At 47.4% G+C, this 18217-nt stretch carries 15 protein-coding genes; 7 read left to right on the top strand and 8 right to left on the bottom strand.

Translation table 11 applies throughout. The annotated features are described in order from the left end of the window. Nucleotides 1-175 precede the first annotated feature (175 nt). Complete coding sequence (locus tag ACWQXP_RS03275; RefSeq protein ID WP_454061410.1) at nucleotides 176-979, bottom strand: TVP38/TMEM64 family protein; 804 nt, start codon at nucleotides 977-979, stop codon at nucleotides 176-178. 255 nt (nucleotides 980-1234) lie between these two features. Between ACWQXP_RS03275 and ACWQXP_RS03270 the strand changes: the two genes are divergently transcribed. The 3 genes from ACWQXP_RS03270 (at nucleotide 1235) to ACWQXP_RS03260 (ending at nucleotide 4437) form a co-directional block, all read left to right on the top strand. Then, a complete protein-coding gene (locus tag ACWQXP_RS03270) occupies nucleotides 1235-1987 on the top strand; it encodes a TVP38/TMEM64 family protein (RefSeq protein ID WP_454061409.1) in 753 nt (250 codons plus the stop codon). A 73-nt stretch (nucleotides 1988-2060) separates the two neighbouring features. After that, nucleotides 2061-3614, top strand: coding sequence for a mercuric reductase (locus ACWQXP_RS03265; protein WP_454061408.1), 1554 nt, complete (start codon nucleotides 2061-2063; stop codon nucleotides 3612-3614). A 40-nt stretch (nucleotides 3615-3654) separates the two neighbouring features. Beyond that, nucleotides 3655-4437 (top strand): DUF3047 domain-containing protein, encoded by a 783-nt coding sequence (locus ACWQXP_RS03260; protein ID WP_454061407.1) that lies wholly within the window; start codon nucleotides 3655-3657, stop codon nucleotides 4435-4437. 232 nt (nucleotides 4438-4669) lie between these two features. Here ACWQXP_RS03260 and ACWQXP_RS03255 read toward each other — a convergent pair whose 3' ends face one another. From ACWQXP_RS03255 to ACWQXP_RS03235, 5 genes are all read right to left on the bottom strand, one after another. Next, nucleotides 4670-5248: a thioredoxin family protein gene (locus ACWQXP_RS03255; RefSeq protein ID WP_454061406.1), complete on the bottom strand. Its 579-nt coding sequence runs from the start codon at nucleotides 5246-5248 to the stop codon at nucleotides 4670-4672. Between the two features lie 119 nt (nucleotides 5249-5367). Continuing rightward, nucleotides 5368-5646, bottom strand: a complete 279-nt coding sequence (locus ACWQXP_RS03250) for a zf-HC2 domain-containing protein (protein ID WP_454061405.1) — start codon at nucleotides 5644-5646, stop codon at nucleotides 5368-5370. After that, nucleotides 5643-6341, bottom strand: coding sequence for a sigma-70 family RNA polymerase sigma factor (locus tag ACWQXP_RS03245; protein WP_454062977.1), 699 nt, complete (start codon nucleotides 6339-6341; stop codon nucleotides 5643-5645). The genes ACWQXP_RS03250 and ACWQXP_RS03245 overlap by 4 nt, the downstream gene beginning before the upstream one ends. Before the next feature lie 193 nt (nucleotides 6342-6534). After that, a complete protein-coding gene (locus ACWQXP_RS03240; RefSeq protein ID WP_454061404.1) occupies nucleotides 6535-7179 on the bottom strand; it encodes a LuxR C-terminal-related transcriptional regulator in 645 nt (214 codons plus the stop codon). A gap of 395 nt (nucleotides 7180-7574) precedes the next feature. Next, a complete protein-coding gene (locus ACWQXP_RS03235) occupies nucleotides 7575-7895 on the bottom strand; it encodes a heavy metal-binding domain-containing protein (RefSeq protein WP_454061403.1) in 321 nt (106 codons plus the stop codon). Between the two features lie 182 nt (nucleotides 7896-8077). Between ACWQXP_RS03235 and ACWQXP_RS03230 the strand changes: the two genes are divergently transcribed. The 3 genes from ACWQXP_RS03230 (at nucleotide 8078) to ACWQXP_RS03220 (ending at nucleotide 13579) form a co-directional block, all read left to right on the top strand. Continuing rightward, complete coding sequence (locus ACWQXP_RS03230; RefSeq protein ID WP_454061402.1) at nucleotides 8078-11548, top strand: DNA polymerase III subunit alpha; 3471 nt, start codon at nucleotides 8078-8080, stop codon at nucleotides 11546-11548. Between the two features lie 23 nt (nucleotides 11549-11571). Beyond that, nucleotides 11572-12528 carry an acetyl-CoA carboxylase carboxyltransferase subunit alpha gene (locus tag ACWQXP_RS03225; RefSeq protein ID WP_454061401.1) on the top strand — a complete coding sequence of 319 codons (957 nt, stop codon included), beginning with the start codon at nucleotides 11572-11574 and terminating at the stop codon, nucleotides 12526-12528. A 295-nt stretch (nucleotides 12529-12823) separates the two neighbouring features. After that, nucleotides 12824-13579, top strand: a complete 756-nt coding sequence (locus ACWQXP_RS03220) for a DUF6445 family protein (RefSeq protein ID WP_454061400.1) — start codon at nucleotides 12824-12826, stop codon at nucleotides 13577-13579. A gap of 418 nt (nucleotides 13580-13997) precedes the next feature. On the opposite strand, the gene ACWQXP_RS03215 is transcribed toward ACWQXP_RS03220, so the two are convergent. Both ACWQXP_RS03215 and ACWQXP_RS03210 read right to left on the bottom strand, forming a co-directional pair. Continuing rightward, complete coding sequence (locus tag ACWQXP_RS03215; protein ID WP_454061399.1) at nucleotides 13998-15338, bottom strand: POT family MFS transporter; 1341 nt, start codon at nucleotides 15336-15338, stop codon at nucleotides 13998-14000. Nucleotides 15339-15669: 331 nt separating this feature from the next. After that, on the bottom strand, nucleotides 15670-15903 hold the full coding sequence (locus ACWQXP_RS03210; protein WP_454061398.1) for a hypothetical protein: 234 nt from the start codon (nucleotides 15901-15903) through the stop codon (nucleotides 15670-15672). A gap of 346 nt (nucleotides 15904-16249) precedes the next feature. Between ACWQXP_RS03210 and ACWQXP_RS03205 the strand changes: the two genes are divergently transcribed. Further along, nucleotides 16250-18106 carry a transketolase gene (locus ACWQXP_RS03205; protein WP_454061397.1) on the top strand — a complete coding sequence of 619 codons (1857 nt, stop codon included), beginning with the start codon at nucleotides 16250-16252 and terminating at the stop codon, nucleotides 18104-18106. The last annotated feature ends 111 nt before the right edge of the window (nucleotides 18107-18217 follow it).

The following is an 18217-nucleotide window of genomic DNA, read 5'->3' as shown; positions in this document are numbered from 1 at the left end:
GATCGGAATCGGACATTTCCAAGAGCCAATTCTTAAAAGTCTATTTCCCGCTGGGAAGCCGGTAAAATGTGGCTGTGATAACCTTTTGAACTTAACTCGCATATCACAGTACCTAAAATGGTACATTCACGCAATATTTTTTATCTTGTTCAAGCAAGGGAATTAAATTCTCAAATCATTCACCAGAATCCCGTGAACCGCACCAAAAACATTTGCTTGTAGGTCCTGATGAAGGAACATGTTCTGGAATGAATACTGGTTCCGCCTGAACTTCCGGCTTTTTTCCTTGAATCAATCGAGCCCACCATGTTGACTGATTTCGTATAAGCAATTTTGGCAGGACCAGAAAAAATCCTACTAGGATGATGCCGAGAAGAATCACGAGCCAATCAACGGCTAACGCGCTGCTCCCAAAGTAGACAAGAGCAAACGTTGGGGGAATCATCCCAACGAATGTCGCGAGGGCGAAGGCTTTCAGACTCATGCTCGTGAGTCCGGCTCCGTAACTCACGAGATCGAAGGAAAAGATTGGGAGAAGACGGGACAAGAACACAAATCCCATAAGATGATGATCAGAACATTTCTCACAAAACACCACGTCGCTTTTTAGGATGCGAGCAATCACATCTCGCCCTAACTTCCTCCCAATAAGAAAACTTATAATGGCGCCAATCTCTGCACCAATGACCGCATAAAGCGTTCCGAACCAAGGTCCAAAGGCCACACCTGCTGCGAGATCTAAAGGTATGCTGGGAATCGGGCTGACCACAACGGCCAGTGCCATGATGCTCACAAACACCACAGGTGCTATCATCCCAAAAGACTGAATAAACTCGACGAGCTTGATAGGTTGAAGATATTCGGTGAGATCATAAGAATGGAACACCCAGTACGAACAAGCTAAGACAAGCACGAATCCTGCTAAATTGAGCCATTTCCCAAATCTAGAATATCCGTTCTTTTCATCAGCAACAGTCATGAATCTCCTGTTTCCTTATGAATCATTCAAGTACACTGTTCCGAGAGTAGTCTAATCGTTTCTCGCAGGTTGTTATCCGTGACGACATTCCTAAGCCTGCTATTTTGAAAGAAACCTTCTGGGGGCATGACATCATCAACATTTCTGTAACAAGTTTCAACTTCATGAGACTCCTTTTCAGTCGTACGCATCATATCGCAGTACTTTCAATCAGCAGGACACTAAAGATGCACAAACGAAAAAGGAGCATGTGTTATGAGAACTCACCATTTGGAGCACGCTATGCCTAATGCCGGAGAAACAGATGACACGAGTTCTTCGAGCTCTACAGGAAAGATTGTGACGGCTCTGTTCTTGTTGACTGGAATTACTGCATTTTTTTACTTCGACTTGGGAGCCTATCTTTCCCTCGAATCGCTTAAAGCCAATCGTGATCATCTTCTTGCCTATACTGAAAGTCATTTCACCCTCGCGGTTTCCCTCTTTATTCTGGTCTATATTGTCCAAACTGCGTTTTCGCTTCCTGGCGGAGCTATTCTGACTCTTGCAGGCGGCTTTCTTTTTGGAAGTATTTTAGGGACTCTGTTCGTCAACGTCGGAGCCACAACCGGTGCGACTCTCGCCTTTCTTGCATCCCGCTATCTTCTGCGGGATTGGGTTGAAAGTAAATTTGGGGATCGGCTGGGTCCGATTCAAGCTGGGTTTGCCAAAAACGCCTTTAGCTACCTCATGACGCTCCGTCTCATTCCAGCGTTCCCCTTTTTCTTGGTTAACCTGGTTTCCGGTCTCACCCGAGTCAACCTTGGCACCTACATTTCCGCGACGGCCCTGGGCATCATTCCCGGCAGTTTCGTCTTTGCGTTTGCCGGCCGCCAACTCGGAACGATCAATTCTTTATCCGAAATCGCATCACCACCTGTATTGCTTGCCTTTACGTTTCTTGGGCTTCTCGCGGTCATGCCCATTGTCTATCGAAAAATCACCGGAAAGAGCAGTCCCGGCGCCTAACGTCAACAGATTGTGACACCGGACATGACATACGACTCACATTCCTTTTTCATACTTTTAATTTGAGGATACGATGACTCAATCTCCTACGACTAATCATGCCATTGAGATTCAACCAATGGACGAATTCAATCAAGCATTGCTCAATAATGTGCATCCGCCTCAATGGACGAATCCCACACCAGATGGAAAGTATAATCTGGTTATCATTGGCGCAGGAACGGCTGGCCTAGTCACGGCAGCTGTCGCCTCAGCACTCGGAGCGAAAGTGGCGCTGATCGAACGGCATCTCATGGGAGGCGATTGTTTAAACGTGGGATGCGTCCCTTCAAAAGGGGTGATTCGCGCATCTCGGGCCTGGGCAGAACTCAAGCAGGCTCAAGAATTTGGACTGGATATTTCTGGAAACGTCCAGACGAATTTCGGCACAGCCATGGCCCGCATGCGAAAACTTCGAGCCCGTATCAGCCATGTCGATTCAGCCCATCGTTACAAAAAACTTGGCGTGGATGTCTACATCGGAGAAGGACGGTTCTCCGGTGATGGGACCATCACGGTCGGCGACCAGACCTTACCGTATGCCAAAGCGGTCATTTGCACCGGAGCCCGAGCCATTGCATTGCCAATTCCCGGATTAAAAGACGCTGGATTCCTGACCAATGAAACCGTGTTTAACTTGACGACACTTCCCTCCACACTGGCCGTGATTGGGGCGGGACCAATTGGCTGCGAATTGTCACAAGCCTTCGCGAGATTTGGCAGTGAGGTGATTGTCTTTGAACAGGAGTGCCGAATTCTTCCCCGTGAAGATGCCGAAGCGGCGGAGGTCGTCAAAGAGGCCATGATTCGTGACGGAGTGAAATTTTTCTGTAACGCGAAAATCACGCATGTCTCCAAGAACGAAACTGGGAAAGTGATTCACTATGAGATCGATGGACAATCTAAGGAATTGCCAGTCACCGAGATCCTGATCGGGATTGGACGTGCGCCAAATGTGGAAAAATTGGGCTTAAATACCGTCGGTGTTGAATTCGATACCCGCTCAGGCGTCAAGGTCTCCGACCGACTTCAAACGAGCAATTCGAAAATTTACGCGGCAGGCGATGTGTGTTTCCCATTTAAATTTACCCATACCGCCGATGCCATGGCACAAATCGTGATTCAAAATGCGCTCTTTCCTCATCCTCTTGGGCTCGGTTACGCCAGCACCAATTCCCTCATTATCCCTTGGTGCACCTTCACAGAACCAGAAATCGCCCACGTTGGTCTCTATGGACATGATGCCGAACAGCGCAACATTAAAATTGATACCTTTACCTTTCACCTCAATGAAGTGGATCGGGCCATTTTAGATGGCGAAGACGAAGGATTTGCCAGGGTGCATGTCAAAAAGGGAACTGATACAATCCTGGGTGCAACGATTGTCGCCTCACATGCTGGAGATATGATTAGTGAGTTTACCCTCGCGATGAAAGCCAAGGTCGGTCTCAGCACAATCACGGGAACCATTCACCCTTACCCCACCCAGGCGGAAGTTGTGAAAAAAGTCGCGAATGCCTGGAGAAAAACGACTTTCACCGATGGAAAAAAACGATTGCTTCAAAAACTGTTTGCCTGGACACGATAACCCCAACATCTCAGAACCCGCTATCAGCCCAAGGAGAACCATGATGCAGGAACTCCTCACTGCTCGTCTGAGCCGACTCGGCTACACCATCGGCCTCTGGATCGTTATGAGTTTTCTGCCTCCTCTCAGCCTTGCGGAAACGACTTCTCCAGCTACCCTCGAAGTTGGCGCTTTTTCTCAGGCTCAAGAAGGGGAAACATTTCCGGAAGATTGGCAACCCCTGACGTTTGAGAAAATCAAAGAACACACCCACTATGAACTCGTCAAAGACAAGAAGCAGGTTGTCGTTAAAGCCACAAGCGTGGAAAGTTCATCCGGACTCACTCGCAACATCACCATCGATCCGAAACAGTTTCCAATTGTGACCTGGCGATGGAAAGTGGAGAATATCTTCAAAAACGGCGATGTGACACAAAAGGAAGGCGATGACTATCCGGCAAGAATCTACATTACCTTTGCCTACGAGAGTCAGAAGGTCGGGTTGTTTGAACAAGCAAAATATGAGGCAGCCAAATTACTCTATGGGCAATACCCGCCTCTTGGTGCCATCAACTATATTTGGGAAAGCAAAAGTCCAGTTGGAACGATGGTCCCGAATCCCTACACTGATCGCGTACAAATGTTCGTGACAGAAAGTGGAACAAAGAAACTCGGGCAATGGGTCACGGAAAAACGAAATGTGTATGAAGATTACTTGCGAGCGTTCGGCGAGGAACCGCCCATGATTTCCGGTGTAGCCATTATGACAGACACCGACAACACGAAAGAAGCCGCTATTGCGTATTTTGGAGATATTACCTTCAAACGCGCAGACGGCAAATGACGAAAGACCAGGATACCAGTTATTCTCTATTATCCTATCACATAGCCTTCAGCCTTTACTGCCCAATCGAGACAATCTTGGACACGATCATTTTCAGAACGGAGCGCTCTAAGAGAGTTCCTCATGTTAAAGAATATCGTAAAGGCCTCTTAATCTATCGATGACCGACCCCCTAAGCTCACTCTGCGTCATTAGCTACTTCTCGAAAAATGAGAAGTTCATTGAATTAGCACTAGGCATAATCGGGCTCATTCCCGGGCTTCCATTTTATATTACAACCCGCGCTGGGTCGCTGCGTTAGCGAAACTTCATTCCCTGCTAATACGAGATCCACCGCAGCTCGTAAGTCTTTTCCCGTCACCGGCTTTCCATTACCAGGACGACTGTCATCAAGTTGCCCGCGATACACTAGCTGTTGTTTGTTATCAAAGAGAAAGAAATCCGGAGTACAGGCTGCGGTAAAGGCTTTAGCCGTTTCTTGGCTTTCGTCATAGCAGAACGGAAACACCAAGCCTAATTGTTCTGCCATGACCTTCAAGGAATCCGGTGCATCATCAGGGTAACTGCTGGCATCGTTGCTGCTGATCGCTACCATGCCAAGGCCCGACTGGTGATAATCCTTACCAAGCCGCGCTAACTCATCTTTGACATGAACCACATAGGGACAGTGCTTACAGATAAACATCACCAACACCCCCTGAGACAAGTCAAACATTTCCGGAGAAATCATGCTACCAGAGACCACATCTGGCAATGAAAAGAATGGCATCGTGGTGCCAAGCGGCAACATCGTGGAAGATTTCAGCGCCATACCAAGCACTCCTTACTAGAAGATGACACAAGAGATTTAGTCAAATAAAAATGGATTCATAGAGAAAGAAACCAATACGAGATCCCACGTTCGCCATGCGAAGAATACGCACTCGCAGGCTAACCCTGTTTCCAATGACGGAACCGACGAAGCAGTTCTTCTCGAATTTCTGGCGATATAGGCTCTGCAGGAAGCTTCCCAAGCGTTTGAACGGTATACTTCATTTGCTTGAGAAAATTTCTACAGGAAAAACACAAGCCGAGATGCAGATGAAACCGAAGACGGGTCAAAAACGGCATGGCCCCTTCCAGGTAATCTGTTACGACGCTGGCGACTTCCTGACATGTCAGGTTACCTGTCATGTAAGTCATGGCTTGTTGTTTCAATTTACTCGTCATGAGAGTGCCCCTGAATCTCCTATAGCATAGGGAGCGAGCGTTTTACGCACGCGAGACCGTGCACGGTGTAACAACACACGTTGATTAGTCTCCGTGACACCAACAATGTTACACACTTCCTCAGAGCTGACTCCCTCGAGATCTCTGAGGGTAATCACTTGTCGTTGTGTCTGAGGAAGACTCTCGATTGCCTGTTCAATCTGCTCCCGAATTTCTTTTGATAATGCTAACCGTTCAGGGGTACTGTGATCCCAGGCATGCGGTGGTTCAATCCAATGCCCCGACTTTGTCCCGGCTTGGATGAATAAATCCAGATCAACTCCTGTTCCGGCTTCCTCATCGTCCATGGCAGATTTTTCTGCTAAGGCAACGTATCGGCTTTCTCGTTGCCCTCGGGTTTTGGCTCGATTGGTTAAAATCGTAAAGAGCCAGGTTTTAAAGGATGAACGCCCCTCAAATCGAGACAATCCTTCAAAGACTCCAAGCCAGGTCTCTTGGACCACTTCTTCTGCGACCGCCCGACTGGGTACATAGGCCATGGCCAACCGCAACATTGACCCAGAATACTGATCGACAACCTTGGCAAAGGCGGCGTCCTCTCCACTTCGCAGCGCATCAACCAATTGAGACTCATCGAGATCACCAGATGATTCCGGCACTGCAAACGCCAAAGGTAGAAACCGCAGAATGATCATTATGTTCAAAAATCACAGGTTCCATTGCCAACATTCAGGGACAAGACCGAAGGAGGATTATCTACGCCTTCGCTCGATAGAATCAAGACATGCCGCGTTCGTCAATGTATAACGGACTCATTGACTGAGTGCGCGGAACACTAACCTAAAATGAACAGTTGATTCGAAAAGACGATAACTAATGAAGAAAACGTCAGGAATCTTGATAGATTTGAGCAAGAATGCCTGTTCTGGTGGAAGATTTTGTTTTCTTGAGAAGATGTCTGACATGTTCTTTCACCGTGTGTTCACTAATCGACAGAGCATTCGCAATATCCTTATTCGTCCGGCCGTCGGCAATATGTCGTACAATTTCCTGCTCTCGTTCGGTCAAATGAAAACGCTCCGTCGCTTGGACCGGAATCACACGGCTCTCTCGACCGATTTTTTCCATAAGAATCAAGAAACGTGTATCTTGCTGGCGATGCGGATCGGGCAACAAGAACCCGCGCAGCAGAACAGGAACCTCTAAATTTCCTGTCACTCGGCGAAACTCAAGATGTTCATAATCTTCCAGCTTTAATTGCTCCTGCAGCGCGTTTTTCAGGTCCTCACACATATCTAAAACTTCTGAGGGGTAAGGATTTGCAGCCTTCTCACCGGAACGGCTCCCGAGAATTTGACGACACAACATCTCCGCCTCTGTGTTCATGTACAAGACGTCTCCCGTAGCTGAAAAGGACAAAACGCCTGGCACGGACCGACGATCCGCAATCGTTTCTAAATAGGACATCAACGGACGTGCATGCCCCTCTTCATTGTGATTCACATGAGAAAAGTTTTTCTGAGTAACAGCCACGTTTCCTCATCAACAGGCAAGCAAAAATATAAAAGCGTTAAGTCATCAGTGAAATTCGAGCAATATCTACTAGCTTGTGATTATTGCTCCACGAATCAATCGAATACTTAAGTATTTGATTCTTACAGTCTCAATCTTCTAACTTTCGGTCTTTTTGATTTGAGACTTTATTATCAGAGGCAAGATTGTCCGGCATGACATGAAATACTGGCAGAGAAGGATTGGAACGATTGCCTAAAAAGTAGACAGGAAAGAGGAACAGTCGTTATGGAGAAATTAAGCAGAGATTGATTAATCAAGAATCTTCTGTCAGTACTTAGATGAAAAATCTTAGTTACTTGAGAAATCCAGTACCCCACCAAAAACAACGACTCCGGGACACTGCCAACTGTATATTATTCCACCAAGACGGCAGTCCCACTGACACTCACCATCAGCATACTTCCCTTTTCACCGAGAACCTCATAATCTAAATCAATTCCAACAATGGCATTGGCCCCAACGTCCCTTGCGTCTTCTTCAAGTTCTTGAAAGGCAATTTGACGGGCACGTGCTAATTCTTTTTCATAGGCACCTGATCGACCTCCGACAATATCGCGAATGTTGGCAAAAAAATCACGGAAGAAATTCGCTCCCAAGATCGCTTCTCCAGTAACCACCCCTAAATACTCCTGAATACGCCGGCCTTCTAGTGTTGGTGTCGTCGTTAAGATCATTATCGTCTCCTGAATATGAGTTCATACATGAACACCCTTTCTTCTTTATCCCCACTTTATCCCCACTTAGGATTTTAAGAAATCTTTTTTCCCTTTTAAACATGAATCAATGATACAATTCCAGGTTCATTGACTTCCCCTGAGACCCTTGTTAAAAAATTTCCTTGCGAAGGGACTGTTGCGTGGCCTCCGAATTTGTTCATCTCCATCTCCATACCCAATATAGCCTGCTAGACGGCGCAAACCAACTCGATCCCCTCTTTAAACAAGTCAGTGAATATGGTATGCCGGCCGTCGCCATGACCGACCACGGCAATATGTTTGGCGCCATTGATTTCTTTCAAAAAGGCCAAAATCATGGAGTGAAACCCATTATCGGCTGTGAAGCGTATATGGCCCCGGGCAGTCGACGACAAAAGCGAGATGGTCACCTGGCCCATAACGACTACTACCACCTGATCCTTCTTGCCACAAACCTCACCGGCTACCAAAATCTGATGAAGCTTTCCAGTAAAGCCTACCTCGAAGGCTTCTATTATAAACCCAGGATGGACAAGGAATTATTGGCAGACCATCATGAAGGCATCATTGCGTTATCAGGTTGTTTAAGCGGTGAGATTCCCTACTTAATTGGTCAGAATAATATGGACGAAGCCCTTCGTGTGGCTGATGAATATCGTTCGATTTTTGGCAAAGATCACTATTACTTAGAAGTGCAAGCTAATGGACTTGATCATCAAGTCATCGCCAACCGCGGCCTTGTTGATATTCATAAGAAACTTGGCATTCCGTTAGTCGGCACTAATGATTGTCACTACCTCAAAAAACGCGATGCCCGTCCACATGAAATCATGCTCTGCCTACAAACGGGCAAAACTCTCAAAGACCCGTCTCGAATGAAGTTTGATACCGATCAACTCTATGTCAAATCAACAGAAGAGATGGTGGCGGATTTTTCCGAACTTCCTTCGGCGGTCTTGAATACCTGCCAAGTCGCAGAACTCTGCGATCTCAAACTTTCATTTGGTGAAACCTATCTCCCGCATTATCCTGTGCCAGACGGACAAACTCGTGAAAGTTACCTCAAAACACTCACAGAAGAGGGACTTGCCGCCAGACTTCGTGAACGCCCAACGGGCATTTCCAGTGAAGCCTATGAATTACGACTCAATGCCGAACTCGAAATTTTAACGTCGATGGGCTATGCCGGATATTTTTTGGTCGTGTGGGACATCATCAACTTTGCCCGTTCACGCGGGATTCCGGTTGGGCCTGGACGAGGCTCAGCTGCCGGAAGTCTTGTCGCCTACGCACTGCGAATTACCGATTTAGACCCGCTTTCCTACAATCTTCTCTTTGAACGATTCTTAAACCCCGAACGTGTCACGATGCCGGATATCGACATGGACTTCTGCATGGACCGTCGCGGAGAAGTCATCAATTACGTCATCGAGAAATATGGAGAAGAACACGTCTGTCAAATCATCACCTTTGGAACATTAGGCGCCAAAGCGGCTATCCGTGACGTCGGACGTGTCATGGACATTCCGTATGCCGAAGTCGATCGAGTGGCTAAACTTGTTCCTACTCAATTGAACATCACGTTGCAAGATGCCCTGACTCAAGAACCGCGACTCGAAGAGCTCATCGAAAGTGACCCAAGAATGAAAGACCTCATGGATACGGCTCAGTCCTTGGAAGGGCTTGCCCGGCATGCCTCGACGCATGCCGCCGGGGTGGTCATTTCTCAAAAGCCGTTAATCGAGCATGTGCCGCTGTACAAAACCAGCAATGACGAAATCGTCACCCAATACACCATGACCGATGTGGAAAAAGTTGGGCTGGTCAAGTTTGATTTTCTTGGGCTCAAAACACTCACGATGATTCATCGTGCCGTGCTCCTCATCAATGCCAATAAACCCGAAGATACCCACCTGGACATTAATCATATATCGCTCACGGACTCGCAAACCTATGCTATGCTCGCGACGGGGAAAACCACCGGCATTTTCCAGCTTGAAAGTTCAGGAATGCGGAACCTGCTCGTCAAGATCAAACCGGAAACCTTTGAAGACCTAATCGCCATTCTTGCGCTCTACCGCCCTGGACCACTGGAAAGCGGAATGGTCGATGACTTCATCAAACGAAAGCGAGACCCCTCAAAAACCATCTACGATCCGCCACAACTCGAATCCATCTTGAAAGAAACCTATGGCGTGATCGTCTATCAAGAGCAAGTCATGGCCGTTGCCAACCAATTAGCCGGGTTCAGCCTGGGTCAAGCCGACCTTCTCCGGCGAGCCATGGGTAAGAAAAAACATGAGGAAATGGCCAAGCAAAAGGCCTTATTTATCGAAGGGGCCAAACACAAACATATTCCAGAGAAAAAAGCCGAAAAGCTTTTTGACCAAATGGCCTTTTTTGCGGGCTACGGCTTTAACAAGTCACACTCAGCCGCTTATGCCTTAGTGACGTATCAAACGGCCTACTTAAAAACTCATCACCCCACCGAATTTATGGCGGCCTTATTAACCACTGAAATGGGCAATACCGATAAAATGGTGGGCTATTTCACTGAATGTCGTGAGCGCGGGCTCAAAATTCTTCCACCGGATGTCAATCAAAGTGGGAAAGACTTTTCCGTGGTCCCCGACGGTATACGATTTGGGTTGGCGGCGATTAAGAATGTGGGGGGCGGGGCGGTCGAAAGTATATTGGTCACACGCGAAGAAAACGGCGAATTTCGATCGTTTTATGACTTTTGCTGCCAAATTGATTTACAGAAGGTCAATAAGCGGGTCGTTGAAGGACTGATCAAAGTCGGGGCATTTGATTCCATGAAACTCATCCGCTCCCAACTCATGGCTATTTTAGAGAATGCGCTGGAGGAAGCGAATACCGTTCAACGTCGAAAACGTCATGGTCAGACCAGCCTTTTTGAAGTGATGGAAGAAGACACGTCATCGGACTCACCGACGCCATTGGAATTTACCCTGCCGAATCTCAGTGAATGGTCGCAACCGGAATTATTGAAAAACGAACGAGAATTGACCGGGTTTTATATCACCGCCCATCCACTCAATCGTCATGCGGCCGCCATTCAACAATTTTCAACCGGCACAACCGCCACCCTTTCAGAGGTTCGAGAGGGAAAAGATGTCAAATTGTGTGGCGTCGTTTCTTCGATCAAGAACCATACGACAAAACGCGGAGATCCGATGGCCTATCTCCAGCTTGAAGATCTTCACGGCACCGTTGAAATTATCGTCTTTCCCGAACTCTATAAAAACAGTGGTGAGCATATGGTGCCTGAGGCGATTATTCAGATCACGGGAACCGTTGATCAAATGGACAGTGGCACCCGGGTCAAAGCCACCGCCATTCAGCCAATCCAGGAACTCCTGTCTCGAAAAATTAAGTCCTTGACCCTTACTATTGATGAAACGGTCACGAAAGATACCAGCCTAGATCATCTTCAAAGCATTTTCCAACGTCATCCGGGCCCGGTCTCTGTCTCGATTCACTTCTCGTTGCTGAGTCACCTTCGCGCGCAAACCTCTCCTCTCCCAAACGTGGGGGTACTCCCCAATGCCGAGTTCATGGAAGAGGTTGAGCACATCCTTGGCAAGTCTACTGTGACCTTACACGCCTAACTGCAGATGATAGGGAGAACCTTGTGAGAGAATATCTCGACTTCGAAAAACCGCTCCGTGAGCTAGAAGAGCGCATTAGTCGTCTTAGAAAATCAAATTCACAAAAACAGTCGGTGCTGGATCAGATTGAAAAACAAACCGTTCGGCTGAACGAACTGGAGATCGAACTGTTCGGGAACCTCACGCCTTGGCAGCACAGCCAAATTGCCAGGCACCCCCAACGTCCATCCATCTCAAATTATCTTGAGAGCATGACTCAAGAATTTCTTGAACTTCATGGCGATCGTTTATTTGGCGATGACCATGCCATAATAGGGGGATTTGCTCTCCTAAAAGAACGGCCCGTCATGGTAATTGGACAAGAAAAAGGGAAAACCTTAAAAGAACGCATGCGACGAAATTTTGGCATGCCGAATCCTGAAGGCTATCGCAAAGCTCTCCGCCTCATGAAAATGGCTGAAAAGTTTCAGCGTCCGATTATCACCTTTATAGATACGCCCGGCGCCTATCCAGGAATTGATGCGGAGCAACATGGACAAGCTGAAGCCATTGCGAGAAACCTGATGACCATGGCACGTCTGCATGTGCCAATAATCGCCATCATTACAGGAGAAGGTGGAAGTGGGGGCGCGTTAGCCTTAGGCGTTGCGGACCGAGTATTTATCCTGGAGCATTCAATTTATTCCGTCATTTCTCCTGAAGGCTGTGCTGCGATCCTATGGGACGATGCCTCAAAAGCTGCTCAAGCCGCCTCAGCGCTGAAACTGACGGCTCCTGAACTTCTGAAGCTTGGCATCGTGGATCAGGTAATACCCGAGCCATTGGGAGGTGCACACCGTGATGTTGAAACCACGGCTCAACAACTCCTCCACACTATTGATTCAACCCTTCAGCAACTCGACAAGCTCTCACCAACGACGCTCTTACATGAACGAGATGAAAAGTTTCGCAAAATGGCAGCCATTCGCGAGATCCAGTAAGACCAAGTCATGACGGCCTCGTAATTCTGCTTGCTACAGACCTGCTAAACCCGCACACAAAAGGAACAATCCATCAATTTCTGGGTAACGAGACTGTGTCCCTCAATACCCCCTCACTCTTCCTTCAAGACTCATACGAAGGCCTATCGACGACATAACTCATGGCCACCAGATCTCTCCTTGCCTCTGTCTGTCTTGTCAGGATTTGACTCGCACCAAAGATATGGGCATTATTCACCCTCGAAGTTTAAAGTCTTATCGAATTTATCCACGTCATGCTTTCCTTAAGTCTCTTATGGATATCGATGACGACCTCTTTACGATCAATACCGATTTTGACGTTACCGTCAATTTCGTCGGACAGGGAAAGCATAAAGTCGTTACCGCCGATCATTTTTATCGATATCCTGAGAAAATCCTCACCTTTGCTCTTGAACTTCCCTACACCAATCAATTTGAAATAATCGGAAATTTTCCAGGCGTCCGTGCTGCAGCTCAGAGAGATACTCAAACACTCATCCAGACTATCAGCAAACTTTGGGACGCCCCCTTGCGTTCAGCATTTACCCCACAGCCAGTTGTCTTTTCTGGAATCACGAACAATCGCTATCGTCTCAATGTTGGACAACGTCAGCCACACATTGATCAAGACATCACAGCCATGATTTGGCTCAATCCGCAGGAGTCTTGCGCAGGAGGCACAGGATTGTTTCGACACAAACCGACAAATTTGGAACGATTGCCCAGAATCCCAGATCAGGAGATTCGCACCCTCGCAGACCGATTGGAATTGAGTGATGAATTTCTCAATAATCAGGAAGGATACGAAAACTTTCAAAATAGTATGATTTTCAACCCGTTATTTGCCTGCCAGGAAAATCGATACATCAATGATGGGAACGAATATTGGGAACTCCTTCATCTCATCGAGATGAAACCCAACCGACTAATTATTTTTGACGGGCGGTGTTTTCATTCCCAATATATCCAAACACAGCATTATGCTGAAGCCTTCCGAGTCAACCAAATTCTCTATTTAACCCAGGACTAGAAAGGCTCAACAAGCAATCACGACTCGACTTAACCGAGTACTCACGCCCCCTCCGACCGTCTACCAAAACACCAACCTGATTACTACTTAGGCATTCGATCCTAATAAACTTATCCCCTAGCAATTCACAGACAAAAAATCAACCAAATTTTCATAAATAATTTACGCGCCATCACACAGTTTATTTCCAAAACCCTCATGAGGTTAAATCTTTAAATATTCAAATATTTCCATATCTTATGATGAAATTCTTGAAAATCATTCGTTATCTCCATTGAAAATATTTTTCAGAACGGCTTCATCCTTTCCAGGCAAGAGATTTCAAACCTCTCACAGGTTATCCACATACAAAAACACTTGTCTTTAGGGGATAGTTTGATACGGTACTTTTTCTGTTTTCTCGCGCCTCAGCCATGGCTCACACGTCTCCATGGAAATGCGTCTCCTCATGATACCGTTTTGCGACAAAGATGAAGACAATGGCCACAACGAACATAATTCCAGCAAAAAAATAGTAGTAGCTAGCCCCATTGAGCCATGTTGTTCCATCAGGGTTTTGGATGAAATAGTTGACGGACGACGTAAACGCATTCCCCAGGGACACAGAGAGCAAAAACAGAGACATGATGACCGACTTCAGCTTAAGCGGTGCTTGAGTATAGGAAAACTCTAAGCAAGTAATTGAGACCATCACCTCAGCTCCGGTCATCACCACATAGGCCAAGAGCTGCCACACAATATTCGGTCGAAGCCCGGACTCAATCTGCTCCTCAATAGAAGCGGATATCACAAATGCCAACATAGTTACAAAAAACCCTATTGAAATTTTTCTCAATGGTGTCAGTGGAAAAACCCGGTCAATCGTGGGATAGATGCCATAGGTAAAGACTGGGATAAAGATCATGATCAGAACAGGATTGACGGCTTGGACCTGAGACGGCAACCAATCGATCCCAAGCCAGTGCCGGTCCATGTGTTTTGCCTGTAGGACCCAAGCCGAAGAGGTCTGATCGTAGAGTGACCAAAAAAACGCAACAAACAAAAATATTCCGGAGAGTTTGAGGATTGCGTGCCACGCTGCTGCACTTTTCAATTCCGCAAGAAACTGGCGAGGATCAGGATGGACATGAACATATTTATAGCGACCTAACCAAAAGACCAACGTCGCAAACAACATCAGCAGGCCAGGTACACCAAAAGCGACATCGGGGCCATAATGCTTGAGCAACCACGGCGTGAGTAAAGTGGAAAAAAACGCGCCAAAGTTGATCGAGAAATAAAACCAGGAAAAGGCTTTGGAGAGGAGGTGCCGGTTCCGCACACCAAATTGATCACCTAACACGGCCGACACACAGGGTTTAATCCCACCCGAGCCAATCGCGATGAGCGTGAGCCCAATCAACAAACCCACACGCGTTTGATCGACCGCCAACGCAAAATGTCCTGCACAGTACACGAGAGACAAGGGAATGATCGTATTATATTTCCCCAACCACCCATCCGCCAATAAGGCCCCTAGGAAGGGGAAAAAATATACGGCTGAGGTAAATAAATGAAAATGGGCACGTGCCTCAGCCTCGGTCATGACGTCAAGAACGCCATCCTGACTCAACAACAGTTCAGTCATAAAGACGACCAAAATGGCGCGCATGCCGTAAAAACTAAAGCGCTCAGCGCCTTCATTGGCCACCAGATGAAAAATGCCAGAAGGCATTTGGTCAGTCGGCAATGGTGTGGTGCGAAACGATCGATCTGACATAGATAATCTCTGCGAGTGAGGGCAATCCAATTGTAACGGACGCCATTCTATCAAACTCAGGTGAGTGGAGAGTGGTTTACACAGAACTACTTAACTACGACCAGAGAAAAGCATCGAAGACATAAGGTGGGCAGTAATTCTTCGCACGCATGTACCAATTCTTGAACGCGACAGACAGACCTGACAACCTGGCATGAATACGACTAACAGCTGCTGACAATCAGGTATGCGCGTGAAAAATTCTCTACGCCGCTTTGCACAGTACTGTCAAAAAATAGCAATCTTCTCTTCATCACATTTCGAGACACATAGCGAATAAGAGCTAGCGTTTCTACTCACCATGTTTTTCCCGTTCCATTTTTTCAAAAAATCGATCAGCATCGCTTCGAATCTCCTCTTTGGAAGGATCTGGCTTCGTCTCAGCCGGAGTGCTGCATCCAAACACCCAGAGACAACTCAGCAAGACCAGGCTGCCTTTCGCACTCCTATCGATCAAGGTCCGCACACAGCAATCAACCACCCCGTGAGTTTGCAAACTACTTAAATGCGAGTCCTGCGCTTTCATTTCACCTTCCTCCTTGTCTATTAATTTCACATTAGTACGATACCTCAATACCATCGTTTGATGAGTTGCTCAATTTTGTATGGTCACCTACCTTTTCCTCTAAAAGAAGGCCTATCTTATTGAGGCAAAGGCAAGAGAGGTCTCATCGAATCATCCACAAATTGACTGGATGGGAGACGTCTGCTACCGTACTTATCCTATAGCCGTTTCCATATGCTTCCAGTACTTATAACAGGTCATGTACGGCGTGAGGGAGTTTCCCCTTGCTGGAAGTTATCGAGTTTCGCTATCGTCGATTCGAGGGCTATTACGTCCATTCTATTTCACCAAACAATTGGAGTCTATCGTGTCACCTACTGCTTCTGGCCAGTCAATTCAATCGCTGCAGCATTACGCCACTCAATTACGCATTCATAGTATTCAAGGAACAACCGAAGCAGGAAGCGGTCACCCGACCAGTTGTTGCTCTGCAGCTGACATTGTCGCCACGCTGTTCTTTGCTGTCATGCACTATGATCCCGCCAATCCGAAAGACCGCGGGAATGATCGATTTATCTTATCGAAGGGACATGCAGCTCCGCTTCTATATGCCGCATGGGCGGAGGCTGGATTCATCAAACGCGACGATCTCTTGAACTTACGGAAACTCAGTTCCGATTTAGAAGGTCATCCAACACCTCGATTGCCCTTTGTCGACATGGCCACGGGTTCGCTCGGCCAAGGATTGTGTGGTGGTGTCGGAATTGCCCTCAACCATAAATTTCTTGATCAAAACGATGCCCGCGTGTACGTGCTGATGGGTGACGGAGAATCGGTGGAAGGATCGGTCTGGGAAGCTGCGGAAATTGCTCAGCACAAACAACTCGACAACTTATGCGCCATTGTCGATATCAACCGCCTTGGACAATCCGACCCGACTCTACTCCAACATAATCTAAAGGCGTACCAAGCACGATGGAAGGGATTCGGCTGGCATACCATTCCCGTCGACGGACATGATCATTCGGCCTTACTTGAGGCATTTCAAGAAGCCGCGAATACGCATGACCGACCAACGGTCATCTTAGCAAAAACGCTAAAAGGCAAAGGAATTTCTTTTGCTGAAGATAAAATGAACTGGCACGGAAAACCGCTGAGTCAAGAAGATGCCCAAAAAGCCATTCAAGAACTCTCGAAACTCTTGAATACAGAAGAAGGTCCTCTGACCATTCAGGCTCCCACTTCACACGAGACGACTCCAGCCAACATCTTACCAGTCGCGCCTCCGGCATATGATACTCAAAAGTCAGTCGCGACCCGTGAAGCGTTTGGAGAAGCCCTGGTCCATTTAGGCGAAGTGAATCCATTAGTGGTCGCCCTTGATGCCGACGTCAAAAACTCTACCTTCACTGATAAATTTGGACAACGCTTTCCGACAAGGTTTTTTGAAAACTTCATTGCCGAACAAAATATGGTTGGCGCGGCAGCAGGACTTGCGGCGTGCGGGAAGATTCCATTTGCCGCCACGTTTGCTTGTTTCCTGACTCGTGCCTACGATTTCATTCGGATGTCAGCCATCAGTCAAGCCAATATCAAATTGATGGGGTCACATGCCGGGGTCAGCATCGGCGAAGACGGGCCGTCTCAAATGGGGCTCGAAGATTTAGCCATGATGTCGGTACAGCCAGGCGTGACGGTCTTATACCCTTCCGATGCCGTCTGCGCGTATCATTTGGTCCAAGCAGCAGCCTCCCATGACGGCATGGTGTATATGCGGACCAGCCGACCCAAGACACCAATCCTCTACGGCAATGATGATATCTTTCATATTGGAGGCTCGAAAGTTCTTCGGCAAAGTGACCAAGACCGCCTGACCATTGTGGCCGCTGGCGTCACGTTATTTGAAGCATTGAAAGCCTATGACGAATTAGCTGCAGCCGGCATTCATGTTCGGATTGTCGATCTCTATAGTATTGTTCCTATTGATACGGAAACACTGCTTGACTGCGCCCGTGCCACATCGAACACATTCCTCACGGTTGAAGATCACTATGCGCATGGCGGATTGGGCGATGCCGTGCTGAGCGCCTTATCAGGCGAAGGCATTCGTCTTCACAAACTTGCTGTTCGAGAAATTCCCCACAGCGGTAAATCTGATGAATTGCTCGACCGATATGGAATTAGTGCACGCGTCATCGTCGAAACTGCGAAGCGGCTTGTCTGACCATCATTTACCACCATGTCGGACCCAAGCATCTTTCAAACTTTGCCGCTCTTTCATCGTTTGAACGCGGTGGACCGTGAACAACTCGAAAAGCACACTGTTGAGCTACTT

The sequence above is a fragment of the Candidatus Nitrospira salsa genome, assembly GCF_965152625.1.
The sequence above is the reverse complement of the archived record's forward strand: the minus strand, read 5'-3'. Positions and strand labels throughout refer to the sequence as shown.

Excerpts from the sequence above, each read along its gene's own strand:
- ACWQXP_RS03270 (WP_454061409.1), top strand. The coding sequence starts at position 1,235 with ATGAGAACTCACCATTTGGAGCACGCTATGCCTAATGCCGGAGAAACA.
- ACWQXP_RS03260 (WP_454061407.1), top strand. The coding sequence starts at position 3,655 with ATGATGCAGGAACTCCTCACTGCTCGTCTGAGCCGACTCGGCTACACC.
- ACWQXP_RS03210 (WP_454061398.1), bottom strand. The coding sequence starts at position 15,903 with ATGAAAGCGCAGGACTCGCATTTAAGTAGTTTGCAAACTCACGGGGTG.
- ACWQXP_RS03235 (WP_454061403.1), bottom strand. The coding sequence starts at position 7,895 with ATGATCTTAACGACGACACCAACACTAGAAGGCCGGCGTATTCAGGAG.
- ACWQXP_RS03220 (WP_454061400.1), top strand. The coding sequence starts at position 12,824 with ATGGATATCGATGACGACCTCTTTACGATCAATACCGATTTTGACGTT.
- ACWQXP_RS03215 (WP_454061399.1), bottom strand. The coding sequence starts at position 15,338 with ATGTCAGATCGATCGTTTCGCACCACACCATTGCCGACTGACCAAATG.
- ACWQXP_RS03265 (WP_454061408.1), top strand. The coding sequence starts at position 2,061 with ATGACTCAATCTCCTACGACTAATCATGCCATTGAGATTCAACCAATG.
- ACWQXP_RS03275 (WP_454061410.1), bottom strand. The coding sequence starts at position 979 with ATGACTGTTGCTGATGAAAAGAACGGATATTCTAGATTTGGGAAATGG.
- ACWQXP_RS03250 (WP_454061405.1), bottom strand. The coding sequence starts at position 5,646 with ATGACGAGTAAATTGAAACAACAAGCCATGACTTACATGACAGGTAAC.
- ACWQXP_RS03255 (WP_454061406.1), bottom strand. The coding sequence starts at position 5,248 with ATGGCGCTGAAATCTTCCACGATGTTGCCGCTTGGCACCACGATGCCA.
- ACWQXP_RS03245 (WP_454062977.1), bottom strand. The coding sequence starts at position 6,341 with ATGATCATTCTGCGGTTTCTACCTTTGGCGTTTGCAGTGCCGGAATCA.